This is a genomic window from Paenibacillus terrae HPL-003, from assembly GCF_000235585.1.
Classification (GTDB): Bacteria; Bacillota; Bacilli; order Paenibacillales; family Paenibacillaceae; genus Paenibacillus; species Paenibacillus terrae_B.
Map to the genome: position 1 here is coordinate 1,655,612 of NC_016641.1, position 19,361 is coordinate 1,674,972.

At 49.4% G+C, this 19,361-nt stretch carries 19 protein-coding genes; all 19 read left to right on the top strand.

The genetic code is table 11. From position 1 onward, the window contains the following. Positions 1 to 38 precede the first annotated feature (38 nt). The 19 genes from HPL003_RS07600 to dusB all read left to right on the top strand — a co-directional run bounded on the left by HPL003_RS07600 (position 39) and on the right by dusB (position 19,182). Positions 39 to 788, top strand: coding sequence for a vWA domain-containing protein (locus HPL003_RS07600; protein WP_014279054.1), 750 nt, complete (start codon positions 39 to 41; stop codon positions 786 to 788). After that, positions 772 to 1,713: a protein kinase domain-containing protein gene (locus HPL003_RS07605; RefSeq protein WP_014279055.1), complete on the top strand. Its 942-nt coding sequence runs from the start codon at positions 772 to 774 to the stop codon at positions 1,711 to 1,713. The genes HPL003_RS07600 and HPL003_RS07605 overlap by 17 nt, the downstream gene beginning before the upstream one ends. 66 nt (positions 1,714 to 1,779) lie before the next feature. Then, positions 1,780 to 3,228: a tRNA lysidine(34) synthetase TilS gene (gene tilS, locus HPL003_RS07610; RefSeq protein ID WP_014279056.1), complete on the top strand. Its 1,449-nt coding sequence runs from the start codon at positions 1,780 to 1,782 to the stop codon at positions 3,226 to 3,228. A gap of 47 nt (positions 3,229 to 3,275) precedes the next feature. Beyond that, positions 3,276 to 3,815, top strand: a complete 540-nt coding sequence (gene hpt / locus HPL003_RS07615) for a hypoxanthine phosphoribosyltransferase (RefSeq protein WP_014279057.1) — start codon at positions 3,276 to 3,278, stop codon at positions 3,813 to 3,815. 97 nt (positions 3,816 to 3,912) lie between these two features. Beyond that, positions 3,913 to 5,952, top strand: coding sequence for an ATP-dependent zinc metalloprotease FtsH (gene ftsH, locus HPL003_RS07620; RefSeq protein WP_014279058.1), 2,040 nt, complete (start codon positions 3,913 to 3,915; stop codon positions 5,950 to 5,952). A 279-nt stretch (positions 5,953 to 6,231) separates the two neighbouring features. Beyond that, positions 6,232 to 7,845, top strand: coding sequence for an L-aspartate oxidase (gene nadB, locus HPL003_RS07625; protein WP_014279059.1), 1,614 nt, complete (start codon positions 6,232 to 6,234; stop codon positions 7,843 to 7,845). Then, complete coding sequence (gene nadC / locus HPL003_RS07630) at positions 7,835 to 8,725, top strand: carboxylating nicotinate-nucleotide diphosphorylase (RefSeq protein ID WP_014279060.1); 891 nt, start codon at positions 7,835 to 7,837, stop codon at positions 8,723 to 8,725. Before nadB ends, nadC begins: the two co-directional genes overlap by 11 nt. A 6-nt stretch (positions 8,726 to 8,731) precedes the next feature. Next, on the top strand, positions 8,732 to 9,499 hold the full coding sequence (locus tag HPL003_RS07635; protein ID WP_014279061.1) for a type III pantothenate kinase: 768 nt from the start codon (positions 8,732 to 8,734) through the stop codon (positions 9,497 to 9,499). A 224-nt stretch (positions 9,500 to 9,723) separates the two neighbouring features. Continuing rightward, positions 9,724 to 10,608 carry an Hsp33 family molecular chaperone HslO gene (gene hslO / locus HPL003_RS07640; RefSeq protein ID WP_014279062.1) on the top strand — a complete coding sequence of 295 codons (885 nt, stop codon included), beginning with the start codon at positions 9,724 to 9,726 and terminating at the stop codon, positions 10,606 to 10,608. 20 nt (positions 10,609 to 10,628) lie between these two features. Further along, entirely contained in the window at positions 10,629 to 11,573 is a 945-nt protein-coding gene (locus tag HPL003_RS07645; RefSeq protein ID WP_014279063.1) for a peptidyl-prolyl cis-trans isomerase, read from the top strand. A 218-nt stretch (positions 11,574 to 11,791) separates the two neighbouring features. Beyond that, positions 11,792 to 12,730, top strand: coding sequence for a cysteine synthase A (gene cysK, locus HPL003_RS07650; RefSeq protein WP_014279064.1), 939 nt, complete (start codon positions 11,792 to 11,794; stop codon positions 12,728 to 12,730). Between the two features lie 128 nt (positions 12,731 to 12,858). Beyond that, entirely contained in the window at positions 12,859 to 14,475 is a 1,617-nt protein-coding gene (locus HPL003_RS07655; RefSeq protein WP_014279065.1) for an anthranilate synthase component I family protein, read from the top strand. Between the two features lie 5 nt (positions 14,476 to 14,480). Then, positions 14,481 to 15,056, top strand: coding sequence for an aminodeoxychorismate/anthranilate synthase component II (gene pabA, locus HPL003_RS07660; protein WP_014279066.1), 576 nt, complete (start codon positions 14,481 to 14,483; stop codon positions 15,054 to 15,056). Between the two features lie 3 nt (positions 15,057 to 15,059). Beyond that, positions 15,060 to 15,956, top strand: a complete 897-nt coding sequence (locus HPL003_RS07665; protein WP_014279067.1) for an aminotransferase class IV — start codon at positions 15,060 to 15,062, stop codon at positions 15,954 to 15,956. Next, positions 15,953 to 16,819: a dihydropteroate synthase gene (gene folP / locus HPL003_RS07670; protein ID WP_014279068.1), complete on the top strand. Its 867-nt coding sequence runs from the start codon at positions 15,953 to 15,955 to the stop codon at positions 16,817 to 16,819. Before HPL003_RS07665 ends, folP begins: the two co-directional genes overlap by 4 nt. 216 nt (positions 16,820 to 17,035) lie before the next feature. Further along, a complete protein-coding gene (folB, locus tag HPL003_RS07675) occupies positions 17,036 to 17,398 on the top strand; it encodes a dihydroneopterin aldolase (protein WP_014279069.1) in 363 nt (120 codons plus the stop codon). A gap of 9 nt (positions 17,399 to 17,407) precedes the next feature. Beyond that, positions 17,408 to 17,956, top strand: coding sequence for a 2-amino-4-hydroxy-6-hydroxymethyldihydropteridine diphosphokinase (gene folK, locus HPL003_RS07680; protein WP_014279070.1), 549 nt, complete (start codon positions 17,408 to 17,410; stop codon positions 17,954 to 17,956). Next, positions 17,908 to 18,108, top strand: a complete 201-nt coding sequence (locus HPL003_RS07685) for a helix-turn-helix domain-containing protein (RefSeq protein ID WP_193372624.1) — start codon at positions 17,908 to 17,910, stop codon at positions 18,106 to 18,108. Before folK ends, HPL003_RS07685 begins: the two co-directional genes overlap by 49 nt. Before the next feature lie 45 nt (positions 18,109 to 18,153). After that, the gene (gene dusB / locus HPL003_RS07690; RefSeq protein WP_014279072.1) at positions 18,154 to 19,182 is read left to right on the top strand and encodes a tRNA dihydrouridine synthase DusB; all 1,029 of its coding nucleotides are present in this window, start codon (positions 18,154 to 18,156) and stop codon (positions 19,180 to 19,182) included. The last annotated feature ends 179 nt before the right edge of the window (positions 19,183 to 19,361 follow it).

The following is a 19,361-nucleotide window of genomic DNA, read 5'->3' on the forward strand; positions in this document are numbered from 1 at the left end:
TCGGAATAGATTACGAGGAAGCGGGAGGTCAAAAAGCTATGAAGCAAATTTTGATCATTACAGACGGATGCTCTAATGTGGGTGTCAGTCCAGTCATGGCGGCGGCTCAGGCTTTACAGGAAGGCATTACGGTGAACGTAGCCGGAGTCATAGATTATGGGACGATTGGCGAGCTTGGAAGTTCAGAGATTCAGGAAATCGCTAAAGCGGGGGGAGGTTTCAGCCAAATCGTAGGCACGAAGCAGTTGGCACAGACCATGCAGATGATGACCCGCAAAACAGTGGTTCAAACGATTCAGCAGGCGGTTAATAGAGAGTTAACGCATATTTTGGGTGAGGGGGGCGCCCGACATATCGGTGAACTGCCGCCAGCCAAACGGGCCCAGGTGGTTGAGGTGATGGATGAGCTGACAGAAACCAGCGCTTTGGAAATTGCTTTGCTTATTGATGCCAGTGCGAGCATGAAGCCCAAGCTGCCTGCCGTAGAAGACAGTATTCGGGATTTGCTGCTTAGTTTACAGTCCAGAAGCGGGCCTAGCCGTATTTCTGTCTTTCATTTTCCTGGGGGACGGATGGGTGAAGATGCGGTAATGGATATTGGTTGGACCTCTGAACTTAGCCAGGTGAAGTCGATATTCGGCCGTTTGCGGATGAAGGGGGCGACGCCAACGGGTCCAGCCATTTTACAAGTGATTGATTATTACCGATATGTTACACTAGGAGAACAGAAGGCTATGGAAGAATCCTATGGCAAAGGAGAAGGGATGCTCGGTGACTACGTCGTCTGATCCCGTTCTTGCACCCGGAACGGTCATCAAGGGCAAGTGGAAGCGGAGTAGCTATGTCATTCAGCGTCTGCTGGGCCGTGGGGCGAACGGAACTGTATATTTGGTAAAAGAGGCACAGGCAGATCGACAATTTGCTCTGAAAATGGGGAAGAACACGCTTGATCTGCAATCAGAGATTAACGTGCTGACCACATTGCAGTCGCAGGGAACCCAATCCGCTCTCCAGCAAAACGGACATCCATCCTTTTTGTTCGAGGTGGATGATATATCCTTGCGTAGCGGTGGGGAAATACCCTTTTATGTCATGCGATACGTCAAGGGAGATCCGCTTCACCGTTTTGTGGCGCTCAAGGGAGCGGAATGGTATGGTGTGGCTGGAACTGGCATACTTAATCGTTTGGCTGATCTGCATCAGGCAGGATGGGTATTTGGCGATTTGAAGCCTCAAAATATTTTGGTCAATGCCTATGGAGAAGCCGAGTTGATTGATTATGGCGGGGTGTCCCTTGCGGGACGGAGCGTCAAGCAATTTACAGAATGGTATGACAGGGGATTCTGGAATGCGGGCAGTCGAAATGCCGATTCCCAGTATGATCTGTTTGCCTTCGCCCTTCTGACTATTCATATATTGGAGGGCGAATCGTTAAAAGTAGCGGCGGGCAGGCTACCACAGCTGCGTAATACGGCGGAATTAACCATCATCATTCGTCGTAGCCGTGTATTACGACCCTATGCCGAATGGCTGATGGGTGCAGTGCGTGGAGAATATCCCGATACCCGTGTGGCGGCGCGTTCCTGGTCGCGTCTGGCTGCTGCGCATGTCAGGCAATCGTCCGTGAAAAGAGGAAATCCACGCTGGCTGGGATATGCTTTCACTCTCTCGCTTTTGCTGCTTGCCGGAGCGCTCTGGATTGCGCTAAGGTAGCGGCAGGACTTACATAAGATAACAGATGATCATCATTTTTACGGTCGGCAGAAAAGAGGGTCGTGAATGGGAACAACAAAACCGACCGGTGTTGTACAGGAAGTGCTCGCCCTCGCGCGGGATCATTCGCTGTGGAGCCCCGGAGACCGCATTGTGGTTGCTGTATCCGGCGGGCCGGATTCGGTGGCCCTTTTGCACATTTTACATGAAATATCCGTTGTACATATGCCTTTGCGGCTGATCTGTGCTCACGTCCACCACGGCTTCAGGCCGGAGGAATCGGATGCGGAGGCTGAGGAGGTACGCCGCATGGCCCGGAAACTTGAAATTCCGTTTGAGATGATTCGCGTTGATGTGCCCGCTTATATGAAGGAGAGCGGCAAGGGCTCGCAGGTAGCGGCTCGCGAGCTGCGCTATGCCTTTTTGCATGATACGGCTGCAAAGTGGGCGGCACAGCATATTGCGATGGCTCATCATGGGGACGATCAGGCCGAAACCGTTCTTCTGCACTTGCTGCGCGGTAGCGGCCCGGCAGGTCTGGCGGGTATGCGGCTGACACGCAAAGAAAAAAATGTGCAACTCATTCGCCCGTTGCTTCGTATGTACAAGGCTGACCTGATCGAGTTCTGCAAGTTTCATGACCTTTCCTATGTAACGGACAGCAGTAATTTATCATCGAAATACCGCCGCAACTCCATTCGTATGGATGTGCTTCCCTTTTTGGGGCAATATAATGAGCAACTGACACCTTCTCTAAATCGGCTGGCTGAAACCATGGCTGACGAAAATGATTTTATGGAGGTATCAACGCTGGCGGTATATGAAGAATTGGTGCACATGGATAACAGCAGGTATATGTTTTCCATCGCCTCCTTTCGTAAGCTACCCGTTGCTTTACAACGGAGGTTGATTAAACTAATATTAAATTATCTGCCTTCGGACAGTGAAAATTTAGATTTTCGTAAAATTGAGACCGTTCGACTGAGGCTTCTCCAGGAACAACCGTCTACGTGGAGTCTGGACTTGGGCGGTGGCGCAGTTGGAGTCCGCGAATATGACCAAGCGGTTTTGTTTGACCGTACGCAAGGCGTTATGGGCGCATGGTGCTATGGACTGGACGTATTGCCTATTTCCGGTAAGCTTGAATTGCCTGAGGCGGGAGGTATACTTCGGTGGCGAAGAACTTCCTATCCGGATGGACAAAATCCGCCGAATGAGGAGGAAGCGTGCTTCGACGCAGATGAATTGGCCCTGCCGTTGACAGTACGCTCGCGATTACCTGGAGATACCATGTATGTAATGGGATTAAACGGTAGAAAAAAGGTTAAAGATATTTTCATTGATGAAAAAATACCTCCTTCGCTGCGTCCCGTTATTCCCATCGTCTGCGACCGTTCCGGAGCTATTCTCTGGATTCCGGGCGTGCGGCGTTCTGTACATGCCGCAGTGCAAAAGCACACGTCTTCGGTTATATATATGTCATGGCAAAGACAGGAGAGTCCAGGGCATCGGTAATTGCGCAGGAACGGCTTTCATAGTATAAACTTAGGAGGTTTACACCGTTGCAGAATGATATTCAGGAAGTATTGATCAGCGAAGAAGAAATTCAGAGTAAAATCAAGGAATTGGGCGCACAGCTCAGCGTGCAATACGAAGGAAAGAATCCGTTGGTGATCTGCGTGCTGAAGGGTGCGTTTATCTTTATGGCGGATTTGGTTAAAGCTATTACAGTACCACTGGAGCTTGATTTCATGGCTGTATCCAGTTACGGTGTGTCCACCAAATCATCGGGCGTCGTTAAAATTATTAAGGATTTGGACGCTTCGGTTGAAGGACGCGACGTTCTGATCGTCGAAGATATTATCGACAGTGGCCTGACGTTAACTCATTTGATTGAATTGCTTAAGAACCGTAATGCCAATTCGGTATGTGTCGTAACCTTGTTTGACAAACCTGCTCGCCGGACGGTTAATCTTGAAGCTGATTATACCGGTTTTACTCTTCCGGATGCGTTTGTTGTGGGTTATGGTCTGGATTATGCCGAGCACTACCGGAACCTCCCATACATAGGGATTTTGAAGCCGGAAATCTACACCAGCTAATCTCAGCCTCCAGTCCTAGGACTAAATAGGGTCCTTTGTTGAGAAGGGCTTATAGGCTATGGTAAAATAACTTAAGTGTTTCGAGAGGAGGTAGGGGATGAATCGGTTCATCCGGAATTCTGGTTTTTATTTGATTCTTTTTTTAGTTGTGGTGGGTATCGTTCAGTTTGTCAGCAACAGTAACGAAGCCTCCGATCTCCCTAGATATGACCAATTACGGCAAGAGGTTAAAGCTAATAATATCTCTAAAGTAACGGTCCAATTTGACGGTTACGCCTATCTTGTAACCGGTGCATATAAGAAGCAGCCGGCTAATGCCAAATCCACCAATTTTTCCGTGTACGTTCCGCCGACAGACTCTGCTTTAACCGAACTGGTTAATGCTAGTGAAACGAACGGATTTGAATACGTACAGAAGAAAATGGAAGGCGAAAGCATTTGGCTGACGTTCTTGACTTCTATTGTTCCTTTGGTGATCATGTTCCTGTTGTTCTTCTTCCTGTTCAATCAGGCGCAGGGCGGTGGCGGCAAAGTTATGAACTTCGGTAAGAGCAAAGCCCGTCTTTATAACGAAGAGAAGAAGAAAGTTACCTTCGAAGACGTGGCTGGGGCCGACGAAGAGAAGCAAGAGCTTGTTGAAGTCGTAGAATTCTTGAAGGATCCGCGTAAGTTCGCAGCTGTGGGCGCCCGTATTCCAAAAGGTGTTCTGTTAGTGGGCCCTCCGGGTACTGGTAAAACACTCTTGGCGAGAGCTGTTGCAGGCGAAGCCGGAGTACCGTTTTTCAGCATTTCGGGTTCTGATTTTGTAGAAATGTTCGTCGGTGTCGGCGCTTCCCGTGTACGGGATTTGTTCGAAAACGCGAAAAAGAACGCACCATGTATCATTTTCATTGATGAAATTGATGCTGTCGGACGTCAACGTGGCGCTGGATTGGGTGGCGGACATGATGAACGTGAGCAGACGCTCAACCAATTGCTCGTTGAGATGGATGGATTCGGAGCGAACGAAGGTATTATCATCGTGGCCGCAACGAACCGGCCGGATATTCTGGATCCGGCATTGCTTCGTCCGGGACGTTTTGACCGTCAAATTACTGTTGATCGTCCAGACGTTAAAGGCCGCGAAGCGGTATTGTTTGTACATGCACGCAACAAGCCATTAACTAAAGATGTTAAAATGGATGTTATTGCGAAGCGTACAACAGGCTTTACAGGCGCTGATCTGGAAAACCTGTTGAACGAAGCTGCTTTGCTCGCAGCTCGTCGTAACCGCAAAGATATTTCGATGCGAGAAGTGGATGAAGCGATCGACCGTGTTATCGTAGGTACAGAAAAACGCAGCCGCGTAATCAGTGACCGCGAGAAACGGATTGTAGCTTATCACGAAGCAGGCCATACGATTATCGGCTTCTTCTTGGAAAATGCCGACATGGTTCACAAGGTAACGATTATTCCACGTGGACGCGCAGGCGGATATGTCATCATGCTTCCGAAGGAAGATCGCATGCTGACAACCAAGCAGGAATTGCTGGATAAAATCACTGGTTTGCTGGGTGGACGTGTATCCGAGGAACTGTTTATTGGTGAAATCGGAACGGGAGCTTACAGTGACTTCCAACAAGCAACAAGTATCGCACGTAGCATGATCGTGGAATACGGTATGAGTGAGAAGCTCGGTCCAATGCAGTTCGGCACTTCGCAAGGCCAGGTATTCCTGGGACGGGATATTGGTCATGAGCAGAACTACAGTGATCAGATCGCTTATCAGATTGACCAGGAGATGAACCGCTTCATCACCGAGTCTTATGAGCGTGCCAGAGAACTCCTGACCAAGCATTCCAAAGAGGTTCATTTGATCGCCCAAACCTTGCTGGTAGAAGAAACTCTGGAGCTTGATCAGATTAAACGTTTGATCGAGACGGGTTCTTTGGATGGAAGCAAGGATGAGGGAGAAGGAACACCGGAAAATGGTGAGCCTGTGATCGACAACATCGGAGACGTTCGTGTACGTATTCAAGGCAAGGATGACGAGCCAAAGAATACAACGGATCAACCGAATGATATTCCTAATCTGCAAAAGCCAGAGGACGGTAACAATTCGGGCAACTCTGGTGGTACTCCACCACCAACAACCTGATCATCGGGTTGACAGTTGAATAAGCGTGTATGAAAGCTCCGGAGAACCAGTAACAATTGGTTTTCCGGAGCTTTTTAAATACTGGAGATATAGCTGACGTGATTTGACAGACGGAGGAACGTTGTGTACATTTATTGTTAAATAAACGGCTGTTCATGTTCTTAGCTTATACAAGCTGTCAGCCGCTGTAATCGACTTTCAATCCTTTTGAACATATACCTTGAGCGCATACTGTACAATTTATGGTGTGCGCTATTCTTCTGTGAAACAGGTGAAGGCATGATTCCAAGATATCTGGTTGATTTTGATGTAGCGGAATTACCCAAATTCGAAGCCGACGTGATGATTATCGGCTCCGGCATTGCGGGCTTATATACGGCCATTAAGGCTGCGGAGAATCGACGGGTGTTGCTAATTACCAAGAAGGCATTGTTGGAAAGCAACACCAGGTATGCACAAGGCGGCATTGCCGCTGTCACTTCGGATGAGGATGCACCAGCTTATCATATTCAAGATACTCTGATTGCAGGTGCAGGTCTGTGTGAACCGGAAGCAGTCAGAGTCCTTGTTCATGAGGGGCCAAGCGGTGTACAGGAATTAATACGTTTAGGTGCGGTCTTTGACCGGGAGAATGGCGAACTTGCGCTTACACAGGAAGGCGCACATAGCCATCGGCGCATCTTGCATGCAAATGGGGATGCCACTGGCTATGAAATTGCTCGTGCATTGTCAGAGAAGGTCGCTGATCATCCCGCTATCGAGGTATGGAACGAGCATATGGTGATCGACCTGCTGACCGAGCATGGCGAGTGCATCGGGGCTCTGGTTCAAAAGCCGAATGGCGAACGATTATATGTCACTGCGAATGCAACGATTTTATGCTCCGGGGGCGGTGGACAATTATTTCGATATACGACCAATCCCGATATCGCGACCGGGGACGGGGTTGCTATGGCATATCGCGCTGGCGCAGCTGTGCGGGATATGGAATTTATACAGTTTCATCCGACAGCTTTGTGTCATCCGGGTGCTCCAAGATTCCTGATTTCCGAAGCCGTACGGGGTGAAGGGGCTGTGCTGCGCAATACTCACGGAGAGCGTTTCATGGAGCAGTATGATTCCCGACAGGAACTCGCACCAAGGGATATTGTAGCTCGTGCCATCGTTCATGAGATGGAACGTACGCAGGCTGCGTTTGTATACCTGGATATTACACATGAACCGTCTGAACGGATCAAGCAACGGTTTCCAACCATTTATCGGACATGCCTGTCTTTTGGTCTTGATATAACGACGGACTGGATTCCCATAGCGCCCGCTGCGCATTATATGATGGGCGGCGTCCAGACCAATTTGCATGGAGAAAGCACCCTTGCACGCCTATTCGCTTGTGGTGAGGTGTCTTCCACGGGTGTACACGGGGCTAATCGTTTGGCGAGTAATTCGTTATCTGAGGCGGTCGTATTTGGCGGCAGGATTGTCGAGAGGTTACATTCTTTACCGCCGCTGGCCGGTCATACGCTGATATCCTGCAATGACAACCGCGTGGACTCTCTGGCTTCGTCTATCATTGAGCAGCAGCTTAAGCTGCAAGAAACAATGGTTCATTATGCCGGAGTCCGTCGGAATGGGGAGGGGCTGCAAGCAGCACTGGATCAGCTACGGGGGCAGATGTCCGTTTTCAGCGCAGTTCTGACCAGTCGGGAAGAGATCGAGTTTGCCAATTTGCTCACATGTGGTTTGCTGGTCACGGACGGGGCGCTGCTGCGCGAGGAAAGCAGGGGAGCACATTACCGTGACGATTTCCCTACAGCAGACGATGGCGTATGGCGCAAGCATGTCCAGCAGCGACGTGAGCAAGGGATAACGGAGGAGTGCGTTCATGACATCTAACAGAGAGTATTACGGAGAGTTTAGCGGGTATCAGGAAGAGCTGACAGCACAAATTCGCAGTTGGCTGCGAGAAGATACAGGATCGGGCGATGTGACCACGCGCTGGACCATCGAGCCAAATCACCAATCCAAAGCGGTAATCCATGCCAAGGAATCCGGTGTTGCTGCGGGCTTGCCCGTGGCAGAACTCGTATTTCGGGTCGTAGACCCCTCGCTGTCCTTCACTCCACTGGTGACTGATGGGCAATGGATCGAGCAGGGGACCGTTCTGGCAGAAGTGACAGGGAGTACCCATGCGATTCTGACTGGAGAACGTTTGGCTCTAAACTTGATTCAGCGGATGTCCGGCATTGCGACGCGAACAAAATCTTTTGTCGACCAGCTCCACGGACTTTCGACGCGCTTGGTGGATACACGGAAAACAACACCAGGGCATCGGTTGCTTGAAAAATACGCTGTTCGTGTGGGTGGCGGTTCCAATCATCGGTTTGGCTTGTACGATGCCGTTATGATAAAGGATAATCATATCAAGGGTGCCGGTGGGATCATGCAGGCGGTAACCCGGGCACGTACCCATATTCCGCACACGATGACGATTGAAGTAGAGACGGAAAATATGGAACAAATTCAGGAAGCGCTGAATGCCGGAGCGGATATTATTATGCTGGATAACATGTCCGTTAAGGATATGAAGGAAGCAGTTCGTTTTATTCGGGAACAGGCTCCACATGTCAAAACAGAAGCTTCAGGCAATGTATCGCTGGAAACGGTGCGCGCGATGGCTGAGAGCGGCGTAGATGTGATTTCTGTAGGCAGGCTGACGTACTCTTTTCATAATCTGGATATCAGCCTTGACCTTAACGCAAAGAAAGATAGGTGACACCGATTGATTCTTGTAGTGGATGTGGGCAATACCAATATTGTGCTGGGGATGTATCAGGGGCGCGAGCTGTTGCATCATTACCGGATTAGCACCTCCAGACAGGCAACCGCAGATGAATATGGCGTGCTCATACATAATCTTTTTAGTATGGGCGGTGTATTGAAGGATGATATTGATGGGGTCATTATCTCCTCAGTCGTTCCACCGCTGGTTCATGTGTTGGAGGAAATGTGCGACAAATACATAGGCAGAACGCCCCTAATCGTCGGACCGGGAATTAAGACCGGTCTTAATCTGCGTTATGAAAATCCGCGTGAAGTAGGGGCTGACCGGATCGTGAACGCCGTTGCTGCTGTCGAGCGGTATGGCGGTCCTCTGGTTGTGGTGGATTTTGGAACAGCGACGACGTTTGATTGTATTGATGACAAGGGAGACTACTTGGGTGGAGTCATTGTGCCGGGTATCGGGATATCGACGGAGGCGCTCTATCAACGGGCTTCCAAGCTGCCTCGGATTGAGCTGGAAAAACCCAAGAAGGTCATCGGCCGCAATACGGTTCATGCTATGCAAGCGGGGATCATTTTCGGTTATGCAGGGCAAGTGGACGGTATTGTGGAGCGCATCAAGGAGGAAATGCAGGCAGAGCCTACGGTTATTGCTACCGGGGGTCTTGCCGAGTTAATTGCCTCGGAGACACGGAGTATTCAGAAAGTGTTGCCGATGTTGACGCTGGAAGGCTTACGTATCATTTACCAACGTAACGCTGAATAAAAAATGGATATAAGCTGCCGCCGAGGCCAGCCGGAGATTAAACCGGTTTGGATTGGCGGCGTTTTTCGTCTATACTGAAATATGTTACGTTTTTGAACGATTCGCGTAATCTGTCGATGCAGGTTGTTTATATAGCAGGAATCATGCTTTAGTTATGCGGAAAAAACATACACTAACGAAAATAACAGCATATAGCTGCTCTGAGAATAGGGGAGGAAATCAATATGGAAAAGAAACAGGATCGACTTATTCGTGGTACAGCTATGGATGGAAGGGTTAGAGCCTTCGCGGTCCGGACAACAGAACTGGTGGAGGAACTGCGGAGAAGACATGATACGTATCCTACCGCCACCGCCGCTTTGGGACGAACACTTACAGCGGGTGCCATTATGGGCTCTATGTTAAAAGGTAAAGAGCGGCTCACCATTCAAGTTAAAGGTGACGGTCCAATCGGACAAATCATCGTTGATGCCAACGCTGTAGGTGAGGTGCGGGGCTATGTGTCCGAGCCACATGTACATTTGCCGAGCAACAGTATGGGCAAACTGGATGTAGCAGGTGCTGTCGGAACAGAGGGCTTTATTCATATCATCAAGGATTTGGGATTAAAAGAACCTTATCGTGGCAGTACGCCGATTATTTCCGGTGAGCTGGGTGAAGATTTTACTTACTATTTTGCCAAATCAGAGCAGACACCTTCGGCGGTGGGCTTGGGCGTTCTGGTTGATACCGATAACTCGGTTATCGTGGCGGGCGGATTTATTATTCAGTTGCTCCCGGGCTTGAATGATGATGAGATTACGGCTATCGAAAATGCGGTCGGTTCCATTCCGCCAGTTACAGCTCTGTTGGATCAGGGCTTGGAGCTTGATGAAATGCTGCGCTGGATGCTGCCGGACGTTCGGATTCTCGACGAAATGGATATTCATTTTCAATGTGAATGCTCGCGAGAGCGTGTGGAAAAAACATTAATCAGCTTGGGAGAAAGCGAATTGGAGCAGCTGATTGAGGAAGAGGGACAGGCCGAGGTCGTATGTCACTTCTGTAATGAGGCTTACCAGTTTAATAAAGGCGAATTGCAAAATCTGTTAGATCAAGCCAAAGCCTAACCGGATGGGCGGTGCGAGCGATGAGTACACGGGAGAAAGGATTATGGACGGCTGTCATTATCCTGACCGTCAGTGTCGCCGCCTTGGGTGGTTTTATCATGCTCCGCGGGCTGTTAAAGCCGGGTGATGTAACCAAGGACGACGGCGATCAAGCTGTGGCGGAGATGGGGCAGGAAGGCATATCGGAGGAACAGTGGATTGCAGAGCTGAAAAAACGCTATGGAGCCACTACACTGCTGCAAATGCTAAACCGCAAAGTTGTGGAGGCGGAGGCTGGGCGTCTCGGTATCAAGGTTACCCAAGAGGATTTGCAGCAGGTGCTGGAGCAGGATAGTAAAGGGTATGTCTCGGATCGCGCCTATTTTGATGAAATGCAGCAACAATTCGGATTAAATCCGGATGATTTGCGGAATGAGGCGGAATACCGGATTGGGTTGGAGAAAATAGCCACACAGGGTATTCAAGTTCAGGAAGCTGAGATTGACGAGTACTGGAAGCAACATTCTGAGGAATTTGCAGTCGGCAAGCAGATCAAGCTGGCAGCCATATACGCGACCCAAGCGGAGGAAGCTGAGACGCTACTTGAACGGGTCAAGCAGGGAGAAAGCTTTGATACACTGCTTCAAGAACATTCCAGTCATCTTGATGGCAAAGACAAAAGCGGACAGCTGGGATGGGTGAACGAGTATGACCCTTTTCAGCCGCAAAAGATTATGGAGGCAGCGAGAGAGCTAAGTTCCGGTGATGTTGCTGGTCCCATCGCTGTTAATGAGGGTTATGCCGTCATTTTTGTACAGGATATCCGCTTGGAAGCTCCCACGAACGAACAACAGATTCGACAGCAAATTCGCCGCTCGCTTGCACTCGCTCAAGCTGCCTCTCTGGAAGAGGTAGAGAAAAGCTTGCGTGATAAATACGGGGTACGCATTTTGCCTGGAAAAGATATGCCCTCCATTTCTCTATAAACAGAGTGAGCGATTCTTGGTTTGAAGCGAGCGCAATGCTGAAAATCAGAGTTGGAGGTGTCGTGTTTTTTATGGCTCGTATTGACAATGGATTTGAAGATTGTTATGATTATCGTGAAAACCAACCTTTTTAATCGGAAATTAAAACCAAGATTGATTAACAATGTGATTTTGCAAAAAAAATTAATATAACATCCAATGTCAGGGAGGAACTTATCATGGCTAAAGTTGTCAATAACGTTACCGAGCTTATCGGTGAAACCCCTCTCGTCCGTCTTAACCGGATCGTACCGGAAGATAGCGCAGAAATTTATTTGAAACTGGAATACCAGAACCCGGGTTCAAGTGTAAAAGACCGTATCGCTATTAGTATGGTGGAAGAGGCCGAGCGTGAAGGACTGCTCAAACCAGGCGGTACCATTATTGAAGCTACCAGCGGTAATACAGGAATCGGTTTGGCTATGGTTGCAGCCGCGAAGGGTTACAAGGCAGTAATCGTTATGCCAGAAACAATGAGCGTGGAGCGTCGCAACTTGCTGCGCGCTTACGGAGCAGATCTTGTACTGACACCCGGAGCGGAAGGCATGAACGGCTCTGTTAAGAAAATGGAAGAGCTGCTGAGTGAGAATCCGGAGTATTTTGCTGCCGAGCAGTTCAAGAACAAAGCCAACACCAAGATTCACCGTGAAACGACAGGCCCTGAGATCGTTGAAGCCATTCGCTCCATCGGCGGAACTCTGGATGCTTTTGTAGCAGGCGTGGGTACGGGCGGAACCATCTCTGGTGCCGGAGAAGTGCTTAAGAAAGAATTCCCGGAAATTAAAATTGTCGCTGTAGAGCCGGCTTCTTCTCCACTATTAGCTGGTGGTAAACCAGGGCCTCACAAAATTCAGGGACTGGGTGCCAACTTTATTCCTGAAATTTTGAACCGTGACATCTATGATGAAATTATTCATGTAGAAAATGATGAAGCTTTCGAAGTTGCGCGCACAGTAGCCAAGGAAGAGGGTATTTTGTCGGGTATTTCCTCCGGTGCGGCTGTTCACGCGGCTTTGAAGCTGGCTAAGCAATTGGGCAAGGGCAAACGAATTGTTGTCATTATTCCAAGTAATGGTGAACGTTACCTGAGCACACCACTATACAATTTCGAGCTGTAATTACGTCGTAATTGTGTATACTATATGTAAGGAATCCCTCATTTCCCTGTTGTCAGGGGGGTGGGGGATTCTTTTTAAAAATAGCATATAGACTTTGCGCAAAGTAAGGGAAGGGGAAGCACACACGCATGAAACCGACAGCTAGAGTAACGGAGGCACAGTGGCAGGCCTGGCAGAAGGAAGGCTGGAGTATACTCCCATATATTGCTGAGTATCAATTACCTGCGGACGGTTTACCGTTATCATGGCAGAAGGCATGGGAGGATTCGTCACCCTATGCTTTTTTACTGGAGAGCGCTAAAGGCGGGAGATACACCTATCTGGGCTTAAATCCGGTTGCTATATTGGAAGGTAAAGGGGAACAGGCAGTCTGGACCGATCTAAAAAGCGGCAAGCGCGATCTCATACACGGTCAGCCCCTAACAGTCATGAATGACTGGATCGCCCCCTACCGTGCGCCGCGCGTACCGGGCATCCCTTTTTTCACTGGCGGCTTTGCCGGTTATCTCGGTTACGATGTAGCTCGCTCATTGGAGCGCCTACCGATACAGGCGGCAGACGATACAGGCATACCGGACTATGTATGGATGCAAGTGAACGAGCTATGGATCTATGATCATGAGGAAGGCCGTATTTATTGCACTGTTCATACGCCCGCACCTGTTCACTTGGATACCGTCAGTAGTAATACCGCCAATATCCATGATGTCGCTTTGGAGCAGCAGAAAGCCATACTTTCCGAATATTACACAGAAGCTGTCCAGCGTGCAGAACGTATGCTGATCCAGTGGGAAAACATCATACAAGCCGGAGCATCTGACCCTGCTTATATTCGCCGTTGCGCAAGGCTTGCCGAAGAAGAGCCGTTCGTTGCTCATCATGAAGGCTGGAAAGCAGCTTTCAACCAAGAGGATTTTGAACACGCCGTAAAGCGAGTGCAGGAATACATTGCACAAGGTGACGTGTTTCAGGTGAACCTGTCGATTCGTCAGCAACGTACGCTGGCAGCCCAACCTGAGGATATCTATGAGTGGCTTCGCCTGCTGAACCCTTCCCCTTACATGGGCCTGCTGAGGATGCCAGATTTACGAATTGTTAGCGGTTCGCCAGAATTATTGGTAAAGCTGGAGGATGGATGCGTCAGCGCACGTCCCATTGCAGGTACGAGAAGGCGTGGACTCACACCGGAAGAGGATACTGCCATGGCTGCCGAGCTGCTATCGAGTGAAAAAGAGCGCGCCGAGCATATTATGCTCGTCGATCTGGAACGCAATGATATCGGACGGATTGCTGAATACGGAACGGTGCATGTGCCGGAGCTGCTGACAGTGGAGTATTATTCGCACGTGATGCATCTCGTTTCTCAAGTAGAGGGTAAGCTGGCCGCCGGTCGTACCGCTTTAGATGTGATCGCCGCCACCTTTCCTGGGGGAACCATTACCGGAGCGCCCAAGGTGCGCACCATGGAAATCATTGAAGAATTAGAACCTGTTCGGCGTGGTCCTTATACAGGGTCCATGGGGTGGATTGACTATAACGGCAATATGGAATTAAATATTATAATAAGAACACTAGCTGTCAAAGGTAGCACGGCCTACTTACAGGCAGGTGCAGGCATTGTCATTGACTCAGACCCGTACAGGGAATATCGCGAGTGCCGAAATAAGGCAAGAGCCGTCATGAAGGCAGTACAATGTGGTGAAGAAGAAGCCGCTTTGAGCAAGAGCGGTATCACAGGAGGGTGAGTCGTATGATTTTGGTGATTGATAACTATGATTCGTTTACGTACAATCTTGTTCAGTATTTGGGTGAGCTAGGCGAGGAAGTAACCGTAAGACGGAACGATGAGATTGATCTGAAAGGCATAGAAGAGTTGGCACCGGAGCATATTCTGATTTCACCGGGTCCATGCACGCCGAATGAGGCGGGAATATCGCTGGATGTGATTAGCCACTTTAAAGGGCTGATTCCGATCTTCGGGGTTTGTCTCGGTCACCAGGCCATCGGACAGGCGTTTGGGGGGAATGTCATCCGGGCTGAACGACTCATGCACGGCAAAACATCACCGATTCTCCACCATAATACATCGGTATTTGAAGGTTTGCCTTCCCCATTCACAGCGACCCGGTATCATTCTTTGTTGGTGGAACGCGAGAGCCTGCCTGAATGTCTGGAAATTACCGCTGAAACTGCGGAAGGTGAAATTATGGGCTTGCGGCACAAAGAATTTGCCGTGGAAGGAGTTCAGTTCCACCCTGAATCCATCATTACGAACCACGGGCATCAACTGCTACGCAATTTCCTGAAACGCAAGGTAGGCGTCTGATTGATGAAATACATCGGAGTCAATGGCGCCCTCACGGAAGCCGCAGATGCCGTGATTCACGTAAGTGATCACGGCTTTTTGTACGGAATGGGCCTGTTTGAGACCTTCCGTACCTACAAGGGAGTTCCGTTCCTGCTGGATCGACATTTGCACAGACTGGCAGAGGGCTGCCAGATGCTGGGCATTCCTTTTCAACTGGACAAGAACCAGCTTATCGCGCATATCCAAAGTCTGATGACCGCGAATGGTCTGAATGAAGCATATATCCGCTACACCGTGTCAGCGGGCGAAGAGGTACTCGGCTTGCCGTCTGGTGACTATACGCGCCCTAACCATATTTTGTTCGCCAAGCCGTTACCCGCTTCCCATGCAGAAACCGTGGGAACAACTGCCGCATCGGCGCTTCAGTTGTTGCGAACCCCGAGAAACACGCCCGAGGGTGAGGTTCGTTTAAAGTCGCTCCATTATATGAATAACATTCTCGCCAAGCGGGAGCTTCAGCAGCACGCCGCTGCCGTCCAGCATAAGGCTGAAGGAATGATGCTTACGGCAGATGGTTTCCTGGCAGAAGGGATGGTCAGCAACCTGTTTTTTGTCCGAAATGATACGCTGTACACCCCGGACCTGTCTACAGGTATCCTGCCAGGTATTACACGCGGACTTATACTGGAGCTGGCTCAAGCGAGAGGCATCCGCTGTGGGCAGGGTCTATACCGTTGGGACGAGCTGCGACTGGCCGATGCAATATTTATGACGAATTCCATACAGGAAATTCGGCCTGTGAACCTACTGCTGGAGCCGGATGGAACGACGCACCAGTTATCCGATGCTTGGACACAGGCCGGTTCCATAACAGCTCTGCTGTTACACGATTACAGAGAGAAAGCAGGGATGAATTGAATATACCGACCATTTACCGACGAAGCTACCGGATGGGTGAGGCCGAGCTTACGCTCGGAGATTCCACACAGGTGATGGGTATACTGAACGTGACCCCGGATTCATTTTCCGATGGCGGATTGCACAATAGTCCGGAGATTGCTGTTTTACATGCCTTGAAGCTGGTGGAGGATGGAGCAGATATTATTGATATTGGCGGGGAGTCCACCCGGCCGGGGCATGATCCCGTAGGCGTAGAAGAAGAACTGGCACGTGTCATTCCGATAGTACAGGCTATTCACCGTATTGCTCCGCACATTCCATTATCCGTGGATACTTACAAAGCTGAAGTAGCCCGGCAGGCGCTTGAAGCAGGCGCGCATATCATTAATGATGTGTGGGGGTTTAAGGCAGACCCTGACATGGCACGTGTAGCTTCACAATTCGATTGTCCTGTCATTTTAATGCATAATCGTCATGACCGTAACTATAGCGATTTTATACCTGATATGATTGATGATTTAAAAGAAAGTATCGGATTGGCGCTGGATGCAGGTGTACGTGCGGAACAGATCATTTTAGATCCGGGCATCGGATTTGCCAAAGATTACGACGAAAATATCCATGCTATGACTTCTCTGGATACACTATGTCAATTGGGCTATCCGCTGTTGTTGGCGACGTCACGCAAAAGATTTATCCGTACAGCGCTGGATTTGCCTGTAGATGATGTGGTTGAGGGCACAGCGGCTACGGTCGCCTTTGGCATTGCTCAAGGTTGTCAGATTGTGCGTGTACATGATGTTGCGCAAATCAAGCGCACGGTGCGTATGTGTGATGCGATGGTGTACGGGTCTAAAAATGCACTGAGTTATGGGGGGTAAAGCCCGCTCCATGAATGATTTGATCCTGCGATCGCTGTTGCAACGGGATTCTTTGGATTATTAAAACATGTAGAGGTAAGAATCCCGTTGCAAAGGCGAGCGCTACGCTTCTTCGGATTCAAATTCTTCATTACGCTACCACCAGCATAAAGTCACTGTATTTTCAGAAAAAAATTAATTAGAAAAAATCAAATAAGAACAGGGGGTCCATCACCGATGGATAAAATGGTTTTGCATCGTATGGAGTATTACGGCTATCATGGCGTTTTTCCCGAAGAACGTAAGTTGGGACAGCGTTTCTACATTGATTTGGAACTGGAGCTTGATCTGCGTGAGGCGGGCGAGCAAGACGCATTGGATAAAACGGTTAATTACGCTGAGGTGCATTACACCGTTAAAGATATTGTAGAAAAGGAGTCTTACCAATTGATTGAAGCTTTGGGCGAACGTATTGCATCTTCCTTACTGGGCACTTATACTAGTGTCAATGCACTGACTGTTAAAGTCACGAAGCCGCATCCGCCGTTCGATATTCATTTTGAGGGCGTGACGGTTGAGCTTTATCGCGCAAGAAAGTAGGAACAGTACATGAACGCACATTCGACCTCTGAGGCATCAGAGGCTTATATTGCTTTAGGGGCTAATTTGGGGGATCGTGAGCACACCCTGTATGAAGCCATCACGGCGCTGGACGAACATCCGGGTATACGGGTGCTTCGTTGCTCCAGCCTGTACGAAACGGAGCCTGTCGGGTATCTGGATCAGCCTTCTTTTCTAAACATGACAGTAGCCGCATCCACAACACTTGCTCCAGAGGAGCTTCTGGCCTTCATGCTGGAGGTAGAGAGTCGTCTGGGTAGAGTAAGACATATTCCTAACGGTCCGCGCACCATTGATCTGGATTTGTTATGGATGGAAGCGGTGCAGCTCAATACACCGGATTTGGAGCTTCCTCATCCCCGCATGCTGGTGCGTGCTTTTGTGCTTGTGCCATTAGCTGACATCGTTCCGAACCAAGATCCATCCGGTCTGTACAGTATCGTGCATACTGCATTGAAATCATTGGATGGAAAGGACGGCATACAGTTTTGGAAAACATGCAGCTGGCGCAACGGCTTCGCGCCTTTCGGAAGCTAAAAGGATTCACGCAGCAGGAGTTGGCTAAGCGAACTGGCATATCCTTGGCCATACTGGGTGCTGTGGAACGGGGCAACCGAACAGTAGAGCCTGACATGTTGGACATGATTGCCCAAACGCTAGAAATTGAAGTCCGGGAACTGACGGAATGACGATAAGTGTACGATATAAAAGAAGGAGTAAAGGAGTGAACAGATATGTTGAAAATCGGCGGTATTGAAATGAAAAACCAAGTCGTCCTGGCTCCAATGGCAGGCGTGTGTAACCCTGCTTTTCGCCTGATTGCCAAAGAATTTGGCACAGGTTTGGTATGCGCAGAAATGGTTAGTGACAAGGCGATCATTCACGGCAACAAGCGCACGCGTGAGATGCTGTTCGTAGACGAGCGTGAGAAACCGCTTAGCCTGCAAATTTTCGGGGGAGACCGTGAATCTTTGGTGGAAGCAGCTAAGGTCGTGGATCAGGAGACGAACGCAGATATTATTGACATCAATATGGGCTGCCCGGTTCCCAAGGTAACCAAATGTGATGCGGGTGCCCGTTGGCTGCTCGATCCCAATAAAATTTATGAAATGGTATCCGCTGTAGTGGAATCCGTTAGCAAGCCTGTTACCGTAAAAATGCGTATTGGTTGGGATAGTGAGCATATTTATGCCGTAGAGAACGCCCGTGCCGTGGAACGTGCTGGAGGTCAGGCTGTCAGCGTACATGGTCGTACACGGGAGCAATTGTATACGGGACATGCGAACTGGGATATTATAAAAGAAGTAAAAGAAGCAGTTTCCATTCCTGTAATTGGAAATGGAGACGTGGCATCACCGGAAGATGCCCGCCGGATGCTGGATTTGACCAACTGTGACGGTGTTATGATCGGCCGCGGTGCTCTGGGTAATCCTTGGATGCTGTACCGTACGATTGAGTATTTGCAGACAGGCGAGCTTTTGCCTGATCCTTCACCGGAAGAAAAAATCCGCATTGCCATTCTGCATATGGATCGCCTGGTGGCATTGAAGGGTGAAGCTGTGGCTGTCCGCGAAATGCGTAAGCATCTGGCTTGGTACCTCAAAGGACTTAGAGGATCTGCACGTATTAAGGACGTTGTTATGGAAGAGACGAGACGTGATGATATGGTACGTATTTTGGATGGCTTTGTATCCGGACTACACATGGTAGAAAATGATGAACATTCCACGGGGGCTGTTTCTCCTGCCGCCGTTGCGCAATAAGGAGGCTGTTCCTGCCTTTGCATGCGATTGACTTTTCCAATTACTTGCCCTATAATCGTTCAGTATAAAATCTTGATGTATGCTACAAATTGTATGCAGCTCTCAAGACAACAGCAGGAAATGTTCTCATTCCCTCAGAGTGGCATATTATGTTTTGAAAGCGTGCATTCCGATGCACT

What these genes read in the sequence shown, in the direction of transcription:
- HPL003_RS07600 (WP_014279054.1), top strand. Translation starts at nt 39, where the DNA reads ATGAAGCAAATTTTGATCATTACAGACGGATGCTCTAATGTGGGTGTC.
- tilS (WP_014279056.1), top strand. Translation starts at nt 1,780, where the DNA reads ATGGGAACAACAAAACCGACCGGTGTTGTACAGGAAGTGCTCGCCCTC.
- ftsH (WP_014279058.1), top strand. Translation starts at nt 3,913, where the DNA reads ATGAATCGGTTCATCCGGAATTCTGGTTTTTATTTGATTCTTTTTTTA.
- nadB (WP_014279059.1), top strand. Translation starts at nt 6,232, where the DNA reads ATGATTCCAAGATATCTGGTTGATTTTGATGTAGCGGAATTACCCAAA.
- nadC (WP_014279060.1), top strand. Translation starts at nt 7,835, where the DNA reads ATGACATCTAACAGAGAGTATTACGGAGAGTTTAGCGGGTATCAGGAA.
- hslO (WP_014279062.1), top strand. Translation starts at nt 9,724, where the DNA reads ATGGAAAAGAAACAGGATCGACTTATTCGTGGTACAGCTATGGATGGA.
- HPL003_RS07645 (WP_014279063.1), top strand. Translation starts at nt 10,629, where the DNA reads ATGAGTACACGGGAGAAAGGATTATGGACGGCTGTCATTATCCTGACC.
- cysK (WP_014279064.1), top strand. Translation starts at nt 11,792, where the DNA reads ATGGCTAAAGTTGTCAATAACGTTACCGAGCTTATCGGTGAAACCCCT.
- HPL003_RS07655 (WP_014279065.1), top strand. Translation starts at nt 12,859, where the DNA reads ATGAAACCGACAGCTAGAGTAACGGAGGCACAGTGGCAGGCCTGGCAG.
- pabA (WP_014279066.1), top strand. Translation starts at nt 14,481, where the DNA reads ATGATTTTGGTGATTGATAACTATGATTCGTTTACGTACAATCTTGTT.
- HPL003_RS07665 (WP_014279067.1), top strand. Translation starts at nt 15,060, where the DNA reads ATGAAATACATCGGAGTCAATGGCGCCCTCACGGAAGCCGCAGATGCC.
- folB (WP_014279069.1), top strand. Translation starts at nt 17,036, where the DNA reads ATGGATAAAATGGTTTTGCATCGTATGGAGTATTACGGCTATCATGGC.
- folK (WP_014279070.1), top strand. Translation starts at nt 17,408, where the DNA reads ATGAACGCACATTCGACCTCTGAGGCATCAGAGGCTTATATTGCTTTA.
- dusB (WP_014279072.1), top strand. Translation starts at nt 18,154, where the DNA reads ATGTTGAAAATCGGCGGTATTGAAATGAAAAACCAAGTCGTCCTGGCT.